The organism is Pseudoalteromonas sp. A22, from assembly GCF_018141345.1.
In the GTDB taxonomy this organism is placed as follows: Bacteria; Pseudomonadota; Gammaproteobacteria; order Enterobacterales; family Alteromonadaceae; genus Pseudoalteromonas; species Pseudoalteromonas maricaloris.
In genome coordinates this window covers 1066483-1085759 of sequence record NZ_CP047237.1, presented here as the reverse complement: position 1 = coordinate 1085759, position 19277 = coordinate 1066483, and the positions used below count along the sequence as shown (strand labels likewise).

The following is a 19277-nucleotide window of genomic DNA, read 5'->3' as shown; positions in this document are numbered from 1 at the left end:
TTAAATTGGTAAGCAATAATTGGTTTACTTACAGAGAGTGAGGGAATATGAAATACGATTTATTAACTGAAAGCTGGATACCAGCCCTAGATTTACAGGGGGTAACCAACGAATACTCAATACTATCTTTGTTTGAGGCAGCCCCAAAGTTAAAGCGGATAGTGCACGAAAAGCCGCTTGTAGTGGCATCGGTACAACGCTTATTACTGGCAATCTTGTATCGCAGTTATGGCTATCTGGAACCGGACGAGTGGGATGAGGTTTTTGCAGCTGGAGAGTTCGATGAGCAAGTCTCCAGCTATCTTGGCTCGGCTGAGTGCGCAGAACGGTTTGACCTTTTTTCAGAATCAAACCCCTTCTTTCAAACAGCAAATTTCACGAAAGAAAAGGGCGTAACAACATCGGTCAAAAAGCTCTCGCCTGATCTGGCGAGCGGTAACAATAAAACCCTATTCAATCATATTGCTGATAATCATGAGTTCTCACTACCGGCAAATGAAGCCGCACTTCAGTTACTTGTTTGTCAGTATTTTAGCTTGGGCGGTGGGGTGAGTGGTAGTTCGGTGCAGTTTGGTAAGCACCCAAACCTGACCAATGCCCCATTAGTTGGCGGTGCAGTTGTAATGGTGGAGGGCGAAAACCTGTTCCAAACTTTGATGCTCAATTTACATATGCCAAAAAATGAAGAGTGGCTCGATCGTAAAACGGACCTGCCTGTATGGGAGCAAAATGAGCCTGAGCAGCCTCAGGCTCGTGAAATGCGAGGGCTGAGTGATTATCTTACTTGGCGTGCTCGTCATGTGCGTTTACTGCCCCAAAAAGATGGCAGCGTTGCCCGCATGTTCATAGCACAGGGATTACCTAATCCAAAAGAAATGGAGCAGGAGCCTTACTTCGCTTACCGTCTCAATAAAGAGCAAAAGAAATTGCCGATTAGGTTGAGTTTTGAACGAGCCTATTGGCGAGATACGGCTAACTTATTGCAATATGCCAGGTCGACTAAAGTGGGTATAGAGCCCACAGATTTAAGGCCCGCTGGTATCCAATTGCTTGCTGCGGAAGATAATGAATTAATTGATAAGCTTCATCTTAATTGTCAGTTAATTGGTTTAGATAATAACAAAGCCAACCCCTTATGTTGGTTTGACGAGCGCTTGCCACTTGCGATTAATTTGATCGAAAAAGACCAAGTACAAAAGAACAAGTACAGTGCACATCTGGTTAAAGGTCTGGAAACCGCAGAGGCCATTAATAGCCAGCTTATGGGGGCAGTAAGAACCTTTGCTTCTCATCTGTTACCAGATGGTGCTAGGGCACAAGATATTTCAACAAAAGTTGAGTCGATCAACCCTGCGCGTTTTTACTGGCCTAAACTCAATGAGTCGTTTGAACAATTTATTTGGGCATTAAGTAATAACAGTGAAGAGGCTAAATCTAGTTGGCGTACAGTGTGCAAGGAAACAGCATTTGCTGCATTCGAAGGTGCAACACATAGCTGGTGTTATGGTGGAGTCAGAGCACAAAAGGGCCTGAGTATCGCCAAACAACAATTGGAAGAGTCATTACACGGGAGAACATGGCAGCGTCATGTTTACTGGAGTCAGGATACTCAAGAAATCATCAGGCAGTTATATCAGTGGGGCAATCAGGATTTCCCTAAAAGAGATATTCTGGCTGCACTTAGGAAGTCTCTGGATCTGCAAAAAGGCTCTCAACTGATAGCGATATCTTACTTAGGGCCATTACTTTCCAGTGAGGATGAACGCTCCAAAGTGCAGGCTTTTGTTGCTGGTTTATTTGCAAGTCACGCCAAAGTGTATCAAGAAGCACAACATAGCAGTTTTGGTCACATTTGGTATCAAGCGGATAAAGATCAGCGCCCTGGCATGAGCTTTCGCTTTGAGTGCTTGCTGGAGGCAAAAGGTGAGCAGTTAAAGCAAACGCTGCGCCAGATGGTACAAATTCTAAAAAGCAAAGATATTGCCATCGATTACCGCACCTTGATGGAAGATCTCTATCACTGGGATAGCGATGACAAACGCATTCAACTTAAATGGGCCAGAGATTACTGGGCCAAACCAACTCAATCCGATGAGTCTACAGACTCAGCAGACGCGACAAATTAAAAAGGAGTTACCTTATGTCTTTTATCGAATTTCATGTATTACAGAACTTTGCCCCAAGCAACTTAAACCGCGACGATACCAATACGCCTAAATCTTGTGTGTTTGGTGGTTCCCAACGGGCGCGGATCTCAAGCCAGTGTCAGAAGCGTGCAATTCGTACGCATGGGGCATTTAATGATGCAGTTGTAGAGCACCAGGGCGACCGCGCGGTACGCACTCGTAAGCTAGCTTTTAAGATTAGAGATTTCTTGGTTGCCAATGGCAAACCTGAAGATGCAAGTAATATAGTCTGTGAAAATTTACTTGGACTTGCTGAGCTGAAGTTGGTGCAAAAAGAAGAAAAACATAAGTTCAAAACTGAATACTTGCTTTACCTAGGGTTGAATGAAGTCGAAGCGCTTAAGAATATTGCACTTGAAAATTTTGATGAGCTAAACCAGGAGGATAAAAAGAAGCTAGATAAAAAGCTCGCAAAACTAGTGGGTGAAGTATTTGGTAAGCACGAACAGGCTTTTGCCGCAGATATCGCATTATTCGGCCGTATGGTCGCAGACAACAACAATATCAATGTAGACGCTGCGTGCCAGGTGGCCCATGCAATTTCAACCAATATCGTTACGCCAGCCATGGATTTTTTCACTGCTGTGGATGACGAATTACAGGCGGGTGAGCAAGGCTCCGGCATGATGGGGGGGGTGTACTTCAACAGTGCCTGTTATTACCGTTATGCTCAGATCAATATTGATAAACTGGCTGCTAACCTTGGGCAGGATGAGGAACAGGTGACTGGCGCGGTAAAAGGTTTTTTCAGGGCGTTAGTTCAAGCGGTGCCTTCCGGTAAACAAAACAGCTTTGCAGCGCAGAATCCGCCAAGCTATATCAAAGTGAATGTGCGCAAAGATGGTGCACCTTGGTCTCTGAGCAACGCATTTACTCAGGCGGTAACAATAGACAAGCCTGATGAAGCCGAGCTTGAGCACCAGTCAGCACGAAAACTGGAAATGTTCGCTAAGAAGCTTGCAGGTATGTATGGTGAATCGGGCTTTATTTTTGAGGGCCGCAGCACTTATATCGACAATCTGGAAGAGTATCAGGACAAAGACAGTGGCACCATTGCACAACTGGAAGCTCAGATGCTGGATGCACTGCAAGGTGCTTTGGAGTGTCAATGAGCACTTTGTTGATCCGATTAGCTGGACCAATGCAGTCATGGGGGCTAAAAAGTGCCTTTGAGCTGCGCAACACTCAGCTTGATCCGACAAAAAGCGGCGTGATCGGTTTGCTGTGTGCATCACTAGGGCGTGAGCGAAGTGAGCCTCTGAATGATCTTACTGCATTGCGAATGGGCGTGCGCATAGATAAACCAGGCGATCTGGCATTTGATTACCAAACGGCGCTGAATGTGGCAAAGGCTGACGGTGGCAAGCCGGATACGCAGCTGTCACATCGTGCTTATCTTGCAGATGCCGCCTTTTGGGTAGGCTTTGAAGGCGACGCGGTTTTGCTTAAAAAACTGCATCATGCTTTGTTAAACCCGGTCTGGCCGCAGTTTTTAGGGCGTAAGTCATATTTGCCGGGCATTCCTTTAGTTGATCCCCATAGTGCGTGTTTGGAATTACCTTTAGAGCAGGCGTTGCGACAAGCGCCAAGAATGCAAGCCGAGCATGAAAAGGTGGCCGGAACACCGGTTAAATACATCATAGACAGCGAAGCACAAGAAGGCACTGAGCAACGGCATGACGTGCCACTGAGCTTTGAGATAAACCACCGGGCCTTTACATTTAGAAGCGTTAAAAGTAGCTGGGGGTTGGTGGATACGGAGGAAGTGCTATATGTCTGACACTCTTTGGTATGAAAGCCGATTGTATTTTGATCCTGACCAGGAAGGAGAAGATCTTGGCTTTTTACATCCCGATGACCTTTATAAGCAGCATCAGTGGGTGTGGCGTTGTTTTGTTGACAGCGAGCTGACTCAGGCTGATTTTATGTTTCGTGTGGATATGGCGTTGCCAGTGCCAACAGTGTTTATTCGCTCAAAACGTCAGCTAAAAGAAGCGATTAAAAGCTGGAGAATAGTCACGCAAACAAAGCAGAGCCAGCTCAAAGAAGCGGGTCTGGTTCAGTTCTCATTACGAGCTAATCCGACGGTAGATATTACACCAAAAGGAGAGAAAACTCGCCGTCACGATGTTTTAATGCATGCCAAAAAACAGGCTCAAAAAGCAAATAGCGATGTGAATGAAGCTGTTGATATAGCGGCAAAAGCCTGGCTAGACAGAAAGCTGCAAAAGGGTGGCCTGGAGTTGCTGACTCAGTGTATTGAGTTCAGCAATTACAAGCAGCATAAAGTGGTTAAAAAAGACGGGGCCAGGCCCATCCAGTTGAGCACACTGGACTATTTTGGTGTGGCAAAAATCACCGATGTGCAAAAACTGGAGCAGGCATTATTCAACGGTATTGGCCGCTCCAAAGCTTTTGGCTGCGGACTGATGTTGATCAAGCCGTTGTAATCTAATCAGTAAGGCGGGGCGACTCGCCTTTTTCTTAGCTAATCTTTTGCTTAATTTAGGAGTGCAGGGAATGGCATTTCTTCCTTTAAAACCTATTCCAATTAAAGATCGTAACTCAATGATTTTTATTGGTATGGGGCGTATTGATATGCGCGACGGCGCATTTGTTGTGATTGATGAAGTAAATGGTGAACGGATGCTGATTCCGGTGGGCTCTGTGGTGTGCATTATGCTGGAACCGGGCACCCGGGTGAGCCATGCGGCGGTCAAGTTGGCTGCAACCACGGGCACGTTGCTTATCTGGGTGGGAGAAGCGGGAGTCAGGCTTTACTCTGCGGGTCAGCCCGGTGGTGCACGCTCCGATAAGTTGCTCTATCAGGCCAAGCTGGCGTTGGATGAAAACCTGCGGCTCAAAGTCGTGCGCAAAATGTTTGAGCTACGCTTTGGCGAACCGGCACCGGAGCGGCGCTCGGTTGATCAGCTGCGGGGCATTGAAGGCACGCGTGTACGCAAAACCTATGAGCTGCTTGCTAAACAGTATCAGGTCAGCTGGCAGGGACGACGTTATGATCCCAAAGACTGGGCGAAGGGTGATGTGATCAATCAATGTATCAGCGCTGCTACGTCTTGCCTGTATGGCGTTACTGAAGCCGCTGTTTTGGCCGCAGGCTATGCGCCTGCCATTGGCTTTTTGCATACCGGCAAACCGTTGTCGTTTGTGTATGATATTGCTGACATTATAAAATTCGATACCGTGGTGCCTGTGGCGTTTAAAATTGCCAAACGGCGGCCACAGTCCCCCGATCGTGAAGTACGTATCGCCTGTCGCGAAGCGTTCCGTAAAGACAAGGTATTACCACGCCTTATCCCGCTGATTGAAGAAGTATTAGCCGCCGGAGAAGTAACACCGCCCGAGCCTTATGCTGACGCACAACCGCCCGCTATCCCTGAACCTGAATCCATTGGTGACGAAGGTCATCGCAGCGGAGGACCACTATGAGTATGTGCATGGTTGTTACTGAGGCAGTGCCACCTAGGTTAAGAGGTCGCTTGGCGGTGTGGCTACTGGAAATCCGTGCGGGTGTGTACGTGGGGGATGTAAGTAAACGCATTCGCGAAATGATCTGGTTTCAGGTCAGTGAGCTGGCGGAAGACGGCAATGCGGTTATGGCTTGGGCAACTAATACCGAGTCGGGTTTTGATTTTATCACTTACGGCGAAAACGCCAGAATGCCAGTCGATTTTCAGGGCCTGAGACTGGTGAAGTACACGCCCAGAGTAGATGATAGCCAGGGGGCAGATTAGCGAACGCCCCACTTTTTAATTCGATTTAATGCTCTTTAACAAGTTGGAGATTAAGATTTTTACCTCATAATGAGAGGTACTTTTGTACCTAAAATTTTCGGTAACTTTTACTAGGTGATTTTTCTTTATTAAAAACAATTATATAATTTTAGAGTGTTCCCCGTACGCACGGGGCTAAACCGTAAGAAATGATAGAACCGCCTTTACTAAAGGAGTGTTCCCCGTACGCACGGGGCTAAACCGATTACGCAGCACTGAAAGAGGAAGACCAGTAAGTGTTCCCCGTACGCACGGGGCTAAACCGCCGTTGTTATCACCCTGAACCCCAAACGAAACGTGTTCCCCGTACGCACGGGGCTAAACCGTAATTCAATTAGTTTAAAGGGGAACAGAACTACGTGTTCCCCGTACGCACGGGGCTAAACCGATGGAAGGGGTTTGTTATAGAAAATAATTTCAGTGTTCCCCGTACGCACGGGGCTAAACCGTTATTACTTGGCTTGTTGAGGATAGCCATAGAGTGTTCCCCGTACGCACGGGGCTAAACCGCATTTAAAAAACTGGAAGGAGCAAAGTCAGCCGTGTTCCCCGTACGCACGGGGCTAAACCGATTTCAGAACAGTATTTTTATGTATGTTTTGGGTGTTCCCCGTACGCACGGGGCTAAACCGTGATGATTTAAAAATTCTAATCAACAATATCACGTGTTCCCCGTACGCACGGGGCTAAACCGTGAGCCTTTAAATCTGGGTCGACTGGTATTAGGTGTTCCACGTACGCACGGGGCTAAACCGGATTATCGTAATCGGTCTGTTTTGATATATACGTGTTCCCCGTACGCACGGGGCTAAACCGTGGCCTTCTATCTCGGGTTTCTCCCCAGCAAACGTGTTCCCCGTACGCACGGGGCTAAACCGGCGGGCAACCGCCTTTTATGAGGTCACTATGTGTGTTCCCCGTACGCACGGGGCTAAACCGCCTTATAACTTAATTTTATATCATTATAACTGGTGTTCCCCGTACGCACGGGGCTAAACCGATTACGGAGGGGAGTGGGATGGAGAAATAATTGTGTTCCCCGTACGCACGGGGCTAAACCGGTCGGCAAAAATTAGCAATGCACTTGGCATTAGTGTTCCCCGTATGCACGGGGCTAAACCTGAGTTATTCAGGTCTGAATCATGTGCTGTAATTCGTCCGTGAAGCAGCATCCCTCACGCATCCATGCGTTCACCTCAGCAGGCTGCGAAACGCTGTTTCGGTCCTACTTCGCCCCCGTATGCACGGGGCTAAACCTGAGTTATTCAGGTCTGAATCATGTGCTGTAATTCGTCCGTGAAGCAGCATCCCTCACGCATCCATGCGTTCACCTCAGCAGGCTGCGAAACGCTGTTTCGGTCCTACTTCGCCCCCGTACGCACGGGGCTAAACCGGCTTCAAGCCACTAACATGCACTCGGGTTTCAGTGTTCCCCGTACGCACGGGGCTAAACCGTCGACTTTGATTCAGATACAGCAGAATCAGCTGTGTTCCCCGTATGCACGGGGCTAAACCTGAGTTTTTCAGGTCTGAATCATGTGCTGTAATTCGTCCGTGAAGCAGCATCCCTCACGCATCCATGCGCTCACCTCAGCAGGCTGCGAAACGGTGATGACTCCAGACTTCCTGTCTTTCGCCCTTCGGGTCAGCAGAGCTGTTCAAAAATATTCCAGATATTTTTGTCGGTCCTACTTCGCCCCCGTACGCACGGGACTAAATCGGAGTTACTCAGGTCTGGATCATGTGCTGGAATTTATTTATGAAGCTGTTAACCGGTGGGGACTTTGGACTTGCTCATACACGCTCCGGATTAAGTGATAGCCACCCTTGTTCGCCGGTTACTTATCTACATGGCCTAAATCGCGCTCAGGATCTAATAAATCTCTCACTCTTCTTTTGAGCACCTTGGCTTCTGGAAAGCCATCATCTGCTTTGCGGCACCAAATTAACGTATCGTTGTAGTAAATTTCGAATACGCCTTTACTTGCAGGCGCGAGCGCAACTTGCTTTAAATCGTCGGAGAAAGTTGAAAGCAGCTCTTGTGCAAGCCAAGAAGCTCGCAGCATCCATTGGCAAAGCACGCAGTAATGAATTGTAATGATTGGTTTTTGCATGAATTTACATTAACTTGAAGATTGTGATTGGATTTTAGCACTGTGATTTATGGTGTGGCTAGTATGAAAAAAACGGGGGTTACCCCCGAAATTATCCAGGGAGACCTCAATCATAAGGTCAGACTTTAAGTTACGGGTTATTCACATAGTAACAACCCCTTTTGTGGTAAGTCGAGGGGGAGACGTGATGAAAATTAGGATTCTAGTGATCGTTTCTATATTGATCCAAAGTTGCGTTTAAATTATCGATCCAGCGTTGTCTATTTTTAAATTCTGATTGTATTGCCTGGCATTGAGTCGATGTTAGATCAGGATGCCAAATTGAGAATATAAGTACAATTCGGTCACGGTCGCTGCCATTATGTGCCATATGCAAATAGGAGTCATCGAAGATGGTGAGTTGATGCTCTTGCCATGAAGCACGCTCGCCATTGACGTCTAGGTAACAGTCATGGGGAATATCTATGGCTAAATGCACTGTTAAGCTGTGGTTCGAAAGGCCGTAATGTGGAGTGATGGTTTGGCCTTTGGCTAATTTAGAGTAAAACACTTCGTATGGAGATGCTGTTAAGCCATAACAAGGTACTTTCTCTAAGGCCTTTTTGAGTATAGGAAAGTGCTTTGACACTGAAACGTTTTCCACACCCTCTTTAAAAAGGGATAACGCTTGCCAGTTGTTACTGTTTGCGAGCATTGGAAATGCGCTTTCATACTCTTTACCCGACAAATAAGGCGTAAGGTGTGAAGATGCGCTACTAAACGTAGTGTGGAATTCTTTGATGATGTCGGGGATCGTAGCGTTAAAGCTTTCATACCATGCAAATTGCTCCGCGGGCCAGATAGGATGAGCACTTAGATTCGCAACGTAAAAAAGGTGTGGTGCTTGGGCTGTTTCAAAAGGTTTACTACTGTATTGCACCCAGCGACCCGACTCAATGCTTGATGCTGTACCAAGGTTCTTTTCCATACACTGCCAAGCTTTTTGGAAGCGCTCAAGTGTTTGAGGGGCGGTGCTATTGGCGAGTTGAAGGCGCTTAAAGCTGCCTGTGAGTGCTTCACATAGGGTGTAACATACGAGTGCTGTACTGTCTTCTCCCTTCTTCTCTAATAAATGTCCAAGGTAGAGATACACTAAGTAGTTTTTGGGTGCCAGAGTAAGGCAGTGAAAGTAGGCCTTTTCACTTTCAGGTAACGCTCCAATTTGCTCTAAAATTACAGCAACCCGATAGCTTAGTTCAGCACTTTGAGGATAGCTATCGATTAGCTTCGATAATAATAATGGCCAACTATTTTGTGGCTCGCATTCGAGAATTGGCTGTAAAAGTGAATCTATATTGAGTGGTTGTGTCTCTTCGTTTGTCATTAAAGTGGTTTCTCTTTCTATTTAACCTGAGCTGCGGATAATTAATGCCTTTCTAGCAGCCAGTTTTAGCGCTAACTGCGTTGAATTCACTTCCAATAGCCAGCTATTGGTGCGTAAATTCGCCTTGTTTTCCCTAAAACTCTCTGGCTAGACAAGGAAAAACTAAGTTGTTCTTTAGAAACAATGAGTTTGAACATTCCTTATCCAAACCTCAGGTTATTTATTAAGAACGCCAATATCGAATGGCAAAGTCATTCGATAGTTATTACTCGTAGGGTTAAATGGCTGTGTTCCATGCCAAAAATAAGAGGGGAAGATCACGATTTGCCCTCGTTGAGGTTTTACGGTTTTGAATGGTGGAAAATCGTAGGGTGGTGCCAGTGGTGGCCGCCCAAACTCAATTACACCATTATTGCTATCGTCATTTGGCGTGTTGATATATAGAACTACACTAATCCAGCCTGCGGGGTGAATATGGCTTACGTGGAAACCTTGCTCCGTCAGTTTGACAGACCATGAGCCTGTAATGCATTTCTCTTTGCGTAAATGAGCTAAAAAGGGATGCTCTGGATCTAAATCTAACTTATTAAGGCATTTATCTATATCTCGCAGCAGTTGAGTTCGAGCTTTGGAGATGATTTCGATATCTCTATTAAGCAAGCCTCCTGAAATTTGTGAGCCATTTACTAAGGTCTGTTCACTTGGTGCTTGTTTACCTTGATGAAGTGTTAGTAAGCATGACTCCAACGCTTTAAGAAAGTCTTCAGTGTCTTGATAGCCGCCCGGAGCACTTAAGTTTGTGGTCAGAATAAAATCCGGGTTGCATAGAGCGTGGTGCTTTTGTTTATCTGTGGCTTGAAATACTACGCTTAGCCAAGCTAAAGCAAGTTGTGAGTTGGGCTGCGCTTGCAACACTTTTTCGAGCAGGGATTGTGCGGTACCGAACTCTCCAAGCTGGATTGCAAATTTTGCTTGCTCACATATCCTGTCGTAATTAATGACTATCTTATTGGCACTATCGAAATGCTCAAAGGCTGCATTTAGATCATTGTTTGTGGCCGCCAGACGCCCTCTTAACGCGAGTAATGTAGCGGAAGTATCGGCGTAACCTGACGTCTTGATACATTCCTCACATAACCTGTACTGATTGGTATTCCAGTAAAGTTCAGCTAGGCACTCTATGAGTTCTAGGCGGTTATTTGCTGACTCCATCGCGTTTAGTAAACTGGTAGCAAAAAGCTGATGCTGCCCACTTTGCCAATAAAGCTCGTTAATCGCTTTATGTATGATTGGATTGTATGGGGCTTGTTTCAAAGCCAGATTGTAGGCTTGTTGTGCTTGTTCAAATTGACCATTTGCAAAAAAGCAGTCGCCGAGGTTGTAAAGCGGTTCATAGTGCTCAGGTGCTTTTTGATGCACAAATTTAAAGCATTGAATCGCTTGGTTAAATTTAGCCTGTAATTTATAACAAAGGCCCAAATTGTGTATTGCCCGAAAGACAACCGGAGAGTGTTGAGGAACTTGTTGATAATAACCGATCGCCTCACTGAGGTTTCCTCTTGTTTTTTCAACGTCCCCGAGTATTTTGGTGAGTTGTCCAGAATCATCTAGAGATTGTCCTTTGAGAGCCCATTGGCTTGCCATGTCGAGCTGATTTTGTTCAAGATACAGAAGCGACAAGTTTTTAAGTAAATCTAGATTTTTGGGCTCAGCTTCATACAGCGCAAGGTAGTGGGCTTCTGCTTGCTGTAAATCACCCGATAGCCAGTAACATTTGGCTAGATGAGTTAAGATTTCAGTTTTAAGTGGAGCGAGTTTAGCGGCATCACTTAATGAGGTTATTGCGCTTTGCCACTCGGCTAGTGATTTATAGCAAATTCCCAAAAGGTAATGCAGATCGGGGTGAGGCGAGTCAGTAAAAGGCTGTAACTTAGTTAACGCTTGTTGATATTGTTTTTGTTGGATCAATTTGAAAGCATCTTGAACTGCAATAGTAATTTCGGGCGCTTGCTTCATATTATTTTTTTCTTAAACGGTCAGCGGCATACTTTTTATTTTAGCCAAACTCGACTTAGTTGCGAGTAAAGTGTTGTTATTTTGAAGTTTTGTTGGTTTCGATCAATTTTTCAGTAAACGCAATGGAAAACTTAATAACTCACTGTAGATAAAGGAACTAATACAGCAACAACAGAAAAGGGAGCCGAAGCTCCCTAGTTTTTCAGTATCAACTGATTAGAACGTGTACACTGCACTCACGAAGTAACGTGGGCCAATTACGTCATACAACTCTGGGAATGTATTTGCTTGTTGTTGAGCATCACCTAATGGCGTTGGCTCAGTGTCTAACACATTTTTAATACCAAATGTTGCTTGTACATGATCTGTGAAGTGGTAGCTTGCGCTAAGATCAAGGTACCATAAAGCTTTAGATGTAGGCACAATTTCGTTTTCGCCAGTGTCATCATCAACTTCACTCAAGTATCGCACTAGTGCTGACACGCTTAAGTCGCCTGAAGTCCAAGTAAAGCGGTTATTACTTTGGAACTCAGGGCGTGGCGTACCACAGGTATTACCAAATTTACCTTCACAGTAATTTGTATCGGTAAAGCCTACACTCGGAGTTTCAAAATACTCTTCAAGAATGGTGTTCTTTGAATTGATATTCAGTGTTGAGCCATTTTCGCCAATACCAAAGCCAAGTTCAGTCGTCCAGTTGAAGTTAATATCATAACCTTTAGTACCTAACTCAGCTATGTTCGCATTGAGTGCAGTTACTAGGTCAACGTTGCCATCAGGACGACGAGTAATCGCTTGACAGAACTCAGAGCTTGGATCCTTAAGCTGGTTGTAACAAATATCTAGAATATTGTTTACGCCACCACCTAGCACGTCGATAGCATCGTCAATTTGAATGTCGAAGTAATCAACGGTTACGTCAAAGTTTTCGGTAGGTGTAATAACAAGACCTAGTGTAACTGTTTCCGACGTTTCTTCCTTCAGCTCTGGGTTACCACCAAAACTCCCTTCGATTTGCGCGTTTGCTTGCTCGAATACACCGACTTGAGAAGATGCAACACCGTGCGCCTCACAAAGTGCTCTGTCTGTTGTGCCTTCTACAAAGCCGTCAACACTACATGGATCGGTTGCACTTGGGAAGCCATTCGCTGCACCTTGGAATAGCTCTGCGATGTTAGGCGCACGAACAGACTCTTGATAACCTGCACGGAACGAAACGTATTCGTTTACTTTCCAGTTTAATGTTGTTGCGAATGAAGAAGCATTGCCGATGTTTGAATAGTCAGAAAGACGACCTGCGAACCATAGCGTAATGTCTTCAGCAAATGCTGCATCTGTTACTAGTGGAATATCGATCTCTGTGAAGATCTCATCAACACTATAGCTACCAACTGTTGGTTCACCAGCGTTAAAGCCAAGAACATCACCAGATGCTAAAAACTCATCAGGGCGGAAGCTAGAGTCGTCAAAGCGGCTCTCGTAACCAACTACAAAACCAATAGGCATATCAGCAGATGGTACGGTAAATGGTAACTCACCAGCAAAATCGATGTGGAAGATTTCTTGTTTGATGTTTGTTACGTTAGATGCACCAACATTGATAAAATCAATCGCAGCCTGTGAAATATTACCTTCACCGAATATGTTCAATGGTGCACAACCGCCAGATGTGTCTTGACATGCGCTACCGTCATCAGTAACTAAAATCGCTTGTCTGAAACGCGTTTCAGACACGTCATTATTAAGAAGGTTAGAGCGGTCTAGTTCAGAGCGGCTGTAGTATGCGTTGTATGCCCAATCACCGATAAAGCCATCTACACCGACCAATAAACGCATCGCATTACGTGTATCAATCGATTGACGTGGACCATTTTCAACCATACGGCGGCCAATAAACGGTAAAACATAATTTCCGTCTGCGTTAAGCGCACTGATCATATTACCTGTAGGCTCACCGTCCGCGTCAAGTTCAGGTACCAGCGCATTCATTGCGGCTTGAACATCAGCACCAAAAAATGGACTATTGGGGTTGACTTCTAGGTTGCCTACAAATGCAGGAGTTGGAGCTAGTTGTGACGGTACTTCGTTGCGGATGAAAGATAACTCACTATATAAGCGAGTTTCATCATTGATGTAATAGTGTGCAAAAGAGTTAAGCGTTAGACGCTCTTGAGGTAGTTGAAGGTAGTTATCAGGGGCATAGTTAAATGCATCGGCTGATGTATAGGGTAGACCCTCACCGTTAGGACCAAAACGGCCTAGAGTTGTACCATTAGGAAGCGTAGGGCCTGAGAATACACGAGTGCCAGGAATACCAGATGAACCACCAGGCACTAACCCTGTGTCGCCTTCAGTGAGTGTTACGTTAGTAAAGTCTCTATCGCCCTGAAAGATTGACTCACGTTTGGCGTAACCAATATAAACAGTAGCATTACCTTTACCGTCGGCAAAGTTTCCACCCAAGGTAAGGTCAGTGTTGAACTTTTCACCATCGCCTTCCTCTGTGATGTCGTATAACGCAGAAATTTCAGCGCCTTCGAAGTCATCTTTCAAACGAAAGTTTACAACACCAGCTAGTGCATCAGAACCGTATACCGCACCTGCACCACCTGTAATGATGTCTACACCTTCAATAAGAGACGCTGGAATTGTGTTTAAGTCGACAACACCTGTTTGTGTCGCTGGTACCCAGCGGCGACCGTTAACAAGTACAAGTGTACGCTCATTGCCAAGACCACGTAAGTCTACTCGAGCGGTACCATCACCCGGGTTATTTGAGCTAGGGCCGAAAGAAGGAACTGTCAATGGTAGCTCGGCAAGCTTTTGCTCAACGTTTAAGTTACCCGACATGGCAAATTCTGAACCGTCTAGTTCGATAACCGGTGTTTTTGCAGTTAACGCTACACGTTGAATACGAGAACCTGTAATAGAAATTCTTTCGACTTCTTCATTGGCACCATCAGCTGCTTCTTCGGCTGATGCTTGGATGCTTAAACTTCCGCCGATTAGGCACGCGGAAGTGATAAGCATACTTAACTTAGAACGCTTGAATTGTTTCATGATATCCCCTGATAGGTTTGTTTTAGATACCCTTGGCAAGTTTAATTACTCATCACAAAGGCTTATTAGTATCACGACGAAGTTATGACGGAAGCTTGGAATATGCCAGTTGAGATACGTAAGGCGGTGGGAATCAGTGACGACAGGCGAGAAAAAAAAGATCAAATTTAATTTGCAGATTACATAGTGACAATCTATAACAATAATATGTTAACTATTGTGAAATAGGATACAAAGTATTAGTATCCTTGTTAACCTGTTGATGTGTTTAAGGTGATGAATGAAAAGAGTGACGATCTCTATTCCTAGCTATTTGTCTGAGCTTGGCGTCGAAATAAGTACAAAATTAAAAGAAGTCTCGGTTTGTTCCCAGTTTGTTTATTATCAAAGTATTGTTGATGTTTTAGAAACTATTTCAATGGGTGAAATCGACTGTTTGTTAATTGATATTTCACATGATATTGACCTGGAAAAGCAAGGAGCAATCACAAAACAGCTTGACTCTGTGCCAACTATTAAAATAACGACAGATGTTAAGTTAAATGCTTCTACAACAATGAGCGTTGATGGGAAGGATACAGAAGGTGCTCTGATCACTAATATTCTTCAGCTGGTATTCTCGCATTCTACAGAGGCGCCATCAGAGTATGTCCCAAATCAAAGACTGATTGTAAAAGACTCGGGGCACATTCATGTGATAAAAGTGGAAGACTTAGCTTGGGTTGGTGGTGCGGGGAACTATGTTGAACTTCATATGATCAATCGGCAGCGTTCAATCTTGCATAGGGACACGATGTCATCAATGGAAAAAAGTCTTAAAACCTTTGGCTTTTCTAGGATCCACAAGTCTTCACTTGTTAATTTAAATGCTATCAGTGAACTGAAGACAAGAGATAATGGAGATTACGACGTTATTCTAGAAAACGGAGATTCACTCCACCTATCAAGACGTTATAAACAAAACTTGTCTTCTCTTTTACAGCCAACATAAGCTGACTATAGTGTCAGCTCACTCCTTTGGCAAAATTCACGAACTCGCTGAAGATAGAGTCTTTAATTAATCTATCGGGTGTGAAGGCGTAATAGTTTTGATACGTACTTTCGATAGTGCCAATGAGGCAGACATCATAGTGCCGTTGTAATTCTGATTTTATCGAAAGTGGGGCTGGAAAAATGCCAAATCCCTGCTGACCTAATGCTTTCATCAAGGCACTGTCATCCACATGACCTGCGACTTTGATTTCTATATTTTGCTCTTGCAGCCAAAATTGAATCGAATTCGTTACTGGGCTGTGTTTCGCGGGAAGAATGATTGGTTGTGCTTGTAATGACTTTGGGTAGTTTGCCCTAAGTTCTTCACAACTAGAAATTGAACCATAAAAGCCAATCTGGCTCTTTCCTATTTCGTGACAAAATACCTTAAATGGCAGATTACTATCAAGAGGTTTGTCCGCTAGTACGATATCGAGTTTATGCATCGCCATCTGAGCCAATAATTCCGACTGCTGACCATCAATACAGTGCAAGTTGGCAACTTGCTCATTTTCTATCAAAGGCGCAAGCCATTTTGATACTAACGATTTTGGAATGGCATCTGAGATACCTACTTTTAATGTGCGATGTATGGCTGTTGCACCATCTTGTGTTGTTTCTAACCATTCTTTGGCAATCGAAAACATATCGTCCGCATATTGCTTTGTTAAAATGCCGAAGTCAGTCAACCTGAGTCCTCTGCCTTCTCTTATAAATAAAGGTTTCCCTAGCCGATCTTCTAAGCTTGATAGCTGCGCGCTGATGGTTTGAGGCGTCAAATGAAGGACTTTACTTGCACCTGCGATGCTGCCTTCATTGCTTACTTGCCAAAAATAGTAAAGGTGATTGAAGTTTATGTTCATATTGTTCGTAAAAATCTTGCTTTTAGTTAGATATAATCAGCTTTTATCTTTTCTTGAACATTAGTAGATTTGATCTCATGGCGCAAGTAGAAGTTGAGAGAATGTCCCGGATAGCGTAAGCGTTTTTAATTCGAGTCATTCTAAGTTTTCAACAAAGTTATATGTGATGCGATTGTCTGAGGTAATGATGAAATTGAACCTTGTTGATGTAAATGAGCCGATAGCGGTGTCAAGTAAAGTGGCTTTTGCTAAAACAATAAATGAAGCGTTGTGCGGCTATGCAAACAATATTCGAAAAATAAATGTACGAATTGAAAAACAGGTGGACAAGCAGATTGGCAAGTTTACCTTATGCCAAGTTGAGCTTTTATTACCCGGATTACCAACATTAAAGGTCAAGGCAAAAGGTAAAACTTTGTTGCAGGCATTAAATCGGGCATTAAGCAACTGCAAGCAAATCTTAAAACAGAATTATTTTAAACTCGGTTAGTTTTCAGTACCGAGTGATTCCATTCCCAAGCACTTGCAGCGGCAAGGAAGCCGCGCAATTTTTCTTAAAGATCCTCGATAAATTACCGATATGTAGGTCAAAGGAAATCATATTGGCCAAAGAAAATGAACGTGAACTTTTTAATTCACTCACCAGCTCAATCAACCTCGAGTCAGATGGAGCAGAAAACCAAGGTTGAAGAAACGGCAGAATCTAAACCACTCAGATTATCAGAAAAAGATATGTCTAAGTTATCTGGAGAAGAGGTAAGAGAGGAGCAGGAAGAAGCAGCACTACCACCTCACATTCAAAAAATGGTTGAAAAGCTAGAAGAACTCAGAGAGAAAATAAAGGAAGAGCAAAAATTACTCGAAGAGCTAAAAGCAAATGACGCTTATTCAGATGAAATGAAAGCGGAGCTAGTTACACAAAAACTTGAATATATTTTACGTATGCAGAATCAAGTTATTGAATTAACCCAAAATATCCAAAAAGCTTTAAAAGAAGCTGGGATAACCGATCCTGGCATCTTGCTTAAAGCGTTAGCTTAAAAACCCAACCAACAATATTTTACCTTGTGCCATATTTGGACGTTGGCAACATAAATCTATGCGCATGTTTGCGGCGGACTTATACAAGCGCTTTAACTTAGGAAAAGGCTTAGTGACCAACTGTAGGGTTTTTACTCTAAGGCTCCTTCTGGTTATGCCGTCTAGAAATGCATAAGACGTAGAGTTTAGTGCTGAGTGGCAGGCGCTTAACATGTCGTCTGTTATCTGATGTTGATGAATCGCTTCAAACCCAGCTTGATCAGTTAAATTCCCTGTGGATGCGGCAAGCACACAGACAGAGTACACATCAAATATTCCGATTGCGCGAACTTTCTGGCTGCTCGGATCTTCGTATGCGACCATGACACACGGAAGGTTATCGGGATTATATTCCATTTGATGCACCTGATAGAGTCTCAGCTCTGTATCAATATGTTTGTTCATTAGCTTTTCAAGTTGCCCAACTTGAGGCAAGGGCACGCCTTTATGTAGCGTATGAATTTCTCTCGTTTTGCTGCTTTCTTCTGCGGCTTTGACTAGCGGCATGATTTTGTTATGAAGGTCGTCGTCAGCAAACGGCTTTGACAGTACAAACGCGGCGCCATAGTCAAGGGCGAGCTTAATTTGCTCACGATCGTCGACAGTCGTTACCATCGCCATGGTGACATCAAGCTGTTTTTGTTTGATTGCTTTGACGAGAGCGAGTCCTGAAATATCGGGCATATGCCAGTCGGTCAATACAATATCTGGATGCCAAGAACCAATAATCTTTAGTGCTTCTTTTGCACTTTGTGCTTTCTTTATCAACAGCTTACGATATCTAAAACGTACTAAACCGCGACGAATAATCTCAAGTGTTGCCGCACTGTCATCCACGAGCAATATCTTCACACATTACCACTTTATTGAAAAATATAGATTTATTATAGGCATGATTTTTAACCAATACTAAAATGAAAGTAAGAAAATAATGAGTGCGTAATATGTTTCTAGGCAAACTACCAGTCGATGTATTTATCTATATGGCGGTGAATATCGGGCTACTGATATTAGTTTTTTGGTTTTATATTTTGCTGTTAATCCTGCGAGAGTTTAGATTGTTTGCAAAGACTGCTGGTGGAGCTGGGACATCCAACGCAGAGCAACAGTATCTGCTTCAACATTGTCGCGATGCAATTAACAAGTCAATGAAGTTTGTCGAAGATAACCAACACACCATTCAAGAATTGGCTAACTTACAAGTTCACTTAGAACAGCAATTAGCTGAGGTTAAACGCTCAACACAGGATCATATTTCGCCAGAAGAGCAAACTCGCATGGATGATTTAAACAGTAAGTTGCTTAAATCGCATCGGCTAATAAAAAAACTTCGAGGAGATTTGTCGAAAAGTTTAGAGCGACTTAAGCAAACGAGAAGAAAGCTATATGACCAATATGAGTCTACAGAGGAACTACAAAAAGAAAATGACACATTAAAGCAGCAACTAGAAGCCTCTAAGTCTGTGGGAGGTACATCCGAGCAAGAGCTAGAGCAACTGGTCGCAACCTTTGAAAAAGAGCGCCAAGATATGTCTCAAACTATCAATGAATACAAAAGACAAATTGCCGAACAAAGCCAGGCGCTGCAACAGCTAATGGTTCAAGAACAAGAGGTTGAAGATGGTCCAAAGTTGCAAGCTATTCAAAAAGAGTTGGAGCAAACCCGAGATGCACTTGAGCACTTGTCCAAAGAGAAGAAGTTTATAGAAAGCCGATATTTGGAGGTCGTCAAGAATCAAACCAAATAGTTAACAAAGTGTTTTATTTCT

Annotated in this window: 16 protein-coding genes and 1 CRISPR repeat array; of the genes, 10 read left to right on the top strand and 6 right to left on the bottom strand. The window is 44.1% G+C overall.

The window, feature by feature from the left end:
- Positions 1 to 47 precede the first annotated feature (47 nt).
- The 6 genes from casA to cas2e all read left to right on the top strand — a co-directional run bounded on the left by casA (position 48) and on the right by cas2e (position 5941).
- Entirely contained in the window at positions 48 to 2126 is a 2079-nt protein-coding gene (gene casA / locus GSF04_RS04380) for a type I-E CRISPR-associated protein Cse1/CasA (protein ID WP_211856819.1), read from the top strand.
- Between the two features lie 14 nt (positions 2127 to 2140).
- Entirely contained in the window at positions 2141 to 3298 is a 1158-nt protein-coding gene (gene cas7e / locus GSF04_RS04375; protein ID WP_211856817.1) for a type I-E CRISPR-associated protein Cas7/Cse4/CasC, read from the top strand.
- Positions 3295 to 3966 (top strand): type I-E CRISPR-associated protein Cas5/CasD, encoded by a 672-nt coding sequence (gene cas5e, locus GSF04_RS04370; protein WP_211856815.1) that lies wholly within the window; start codon positions 3295 to 3297, stop codon positions 3964 to 3966. The genes cas7e and cas5e overlap by 4 nt, the downstream gene beginning before the upstream one ends.
- A complete protein-coding gene (cas6e, locus tag GSF04_RS04365) occupies positions 3959 to 4636 on the top strand; it encodes a type I-E CRISPR-associated protein Cas6/Cse3/CasE (RefSeq protein WP_211856813.1) in 678 nt (225 codons plus the stop codon). The genes cas5e and cas6e overlap by 8 nt, the downstream gene beginning before the upstream one ends.
- 70 nt (positions 4637 to 4706) lie before the next feature.
- Positions 4707 to 5636, top strand: a complete 930-nt coding sequence (cas1e, locus tag GSF04_RS04360; protein ID WP_211856811.1) for a type I-E CRISPR-associated endonuclease Cas1e — start codon at positions 4707 to 4709, stop codon at positions 5634 to 5636.
- 8 nt (positions 5637 to 5644) lie between these two features.
- Complete coding sequence (gene cas2e, locus GSF04_RS04355; RefSeq protein WP_345779119.1) at positions 5645 to 5941, top strand: type I-E CRISPR-associated endoribonuclease Cas2e; 297 nt, start codon at positions 5645 to 5647, stop codon at positions 5939 to 5941.
- 153 nt (positions 5942 to 6094) lie between these two features.
- Positions 6095 to 7102: a CRISPR direct-repeat array (repeat unit 29 nt; unit sequence GTGTTCCCCGTACGCACGGGGCTAAACCG).
- Positions 7103 to 7818: 716 nt separating this feature from the next.
- Here the strand turns inward: cas2e and GSF04_RS04350 are convergent.
- From GSF04_RS04350 to GSF04_RS04335, 4 genes are all read right to left on the bottom strand, one after another.
- Positions 7819 to 8094 carry a SelT/SelW/SelH family protein gene (locus GSF04_RS04350; RefSeq protein ID WP_099029779.1) on the bottom strand — a complete coding sequence of 92 codons (276 nt, stop codon included), beginning with the start codon at positions 8092 to 8094 and terminating at the stop codon, positions 7819 to 7821.
- Between the two features lie 202 nt (positions 8095 to 8296).
- Positions 8297 to 9457 carry an aspartyl/asparaginyl beta-hydroxylase domain-containing protein gene (locus GSF04_RS04345; RefSeq protein WP_211856809.1) on the bottom strand — a complete coding sequence of 387 codons (1161 nt, stop codon included), beginning with the start codon at positions 9455 to 9457 and terminating at the stop codon, positions 8297 to 8299.
- Positions 9458 to 9673: 216 nt separating this feature from the next.
- Positions 9674 to 11473 (bottom strand): tetratricopeptide repeat protein, encoded by a 1800-nt coding sequence (locus GSF04_RS04340; RefSeq protein ID WP_211856807.1) that lies wholly within the window; start codon positions 11471 to 11473, stop codon positions 9674 to 9676.
- Between the two features lie 216 nt (positions 11474 to 11689).
- Positions 11690 to 14533, bottom strand: a complete 2844-nt coding sequence (locus GSF04_RS04335) for a TonB-dependent receptor (protein WP_211856805.1) — start codon at positions 14531 to 14533, stop codon at positions 11690 to 11692.
- Between the two features lie 280 nt (positions 14534 to 14813).
- Between GSF04_RS04335 and GSF04_RS04330 the strand changes: the two genes are divergently transcribed.
- A complete protein-coding gene (locus GSF04_RS04330) occupies positions 14814 to 15524 on the top strand; it encodes a LytTR family DNA-binding domain-containing protein (protein ID WP_211856804.1) in 711 nt (236 codons plus the stop codon).
- Between the two features lie 13 nt (positions 15525 to 15537).
- On the opposite strand, the gene nhaR is transcribed toward GSF04_RS04330, so the two are convergent.
- A complete protein-coding gene (gene nhaR, locus GSF04_RS04325) occupies positions 15538 to 16428 on the bottom strand; it encodes a transcriptional activator NhaR (protein WP_039496207.1) in 891 nt (296 codons plus the stop codon).
- Between the two features lie 184 nt (positions 16429 to 16612).
- Between nhaR and GSF04_RS04320 the strand changes: the two genes are divergently transcribed.
- Together GSF04_RS04320 and GSF04_RS04315 are read left to right on the top strand one after the other, a co-directional pair.
- Complete coding sequence (locus tag GSF04_RS04320; protein WP_223193636.1) at positions 16613 to 16918, top strand: hypothetical protein; 306 nt, start codon at positions 16613 to 16615, stop codon at positions 16916 to 16918.
- Positions 16919 to 17043: 125 nt separating this feature from the next.
- Positions 17044 to 17469, top strand: coding sequence for a hypothetical protein (locus GSF04_RS04315; protein ID WP_045963170.1), 426 nt, complete (start codon positions 17044 to 17046; stop codon positions 17467 to 17469).
- Here the strand turns inward: GSF04_RS04315 and GSF04_RS04310 are convergent.
- Positions 17461 to 18360 carry a response regulator gene (locus GSF04_RS04310; RefSeq protein ID WP_130127548.1) on the bottom strand — a complete coding sequence of 300 codons (900 nt, stop codon included), beginning with the start codon at positions 18358 to 18360 and terminating at the stop codon, positions 17461 to 17463. The two genes, GSF04_RS04315 and GSF04_RS04310, sit on opposite strands and share 9 nt — an antisense overlap.
- A gap of 92 nt (positions 18361 to 18452) precedes the next feature.
- Between GSF04_RS04310 and GSF04_RS04305 the strand changes: the two genes are divergently transcribed.
- Complete coding sequence (locus GSF04_RS04305) at positions 18453 to 19256, top strand: hypothetical protein (RefSeq protein WP_039496212.1); 804 nt, start codon at positions 18453 to 18455, stop codon at positions 19254 to 19256.
- Positions 19257 to 19277: the final 21 nt, after the last annotated feature.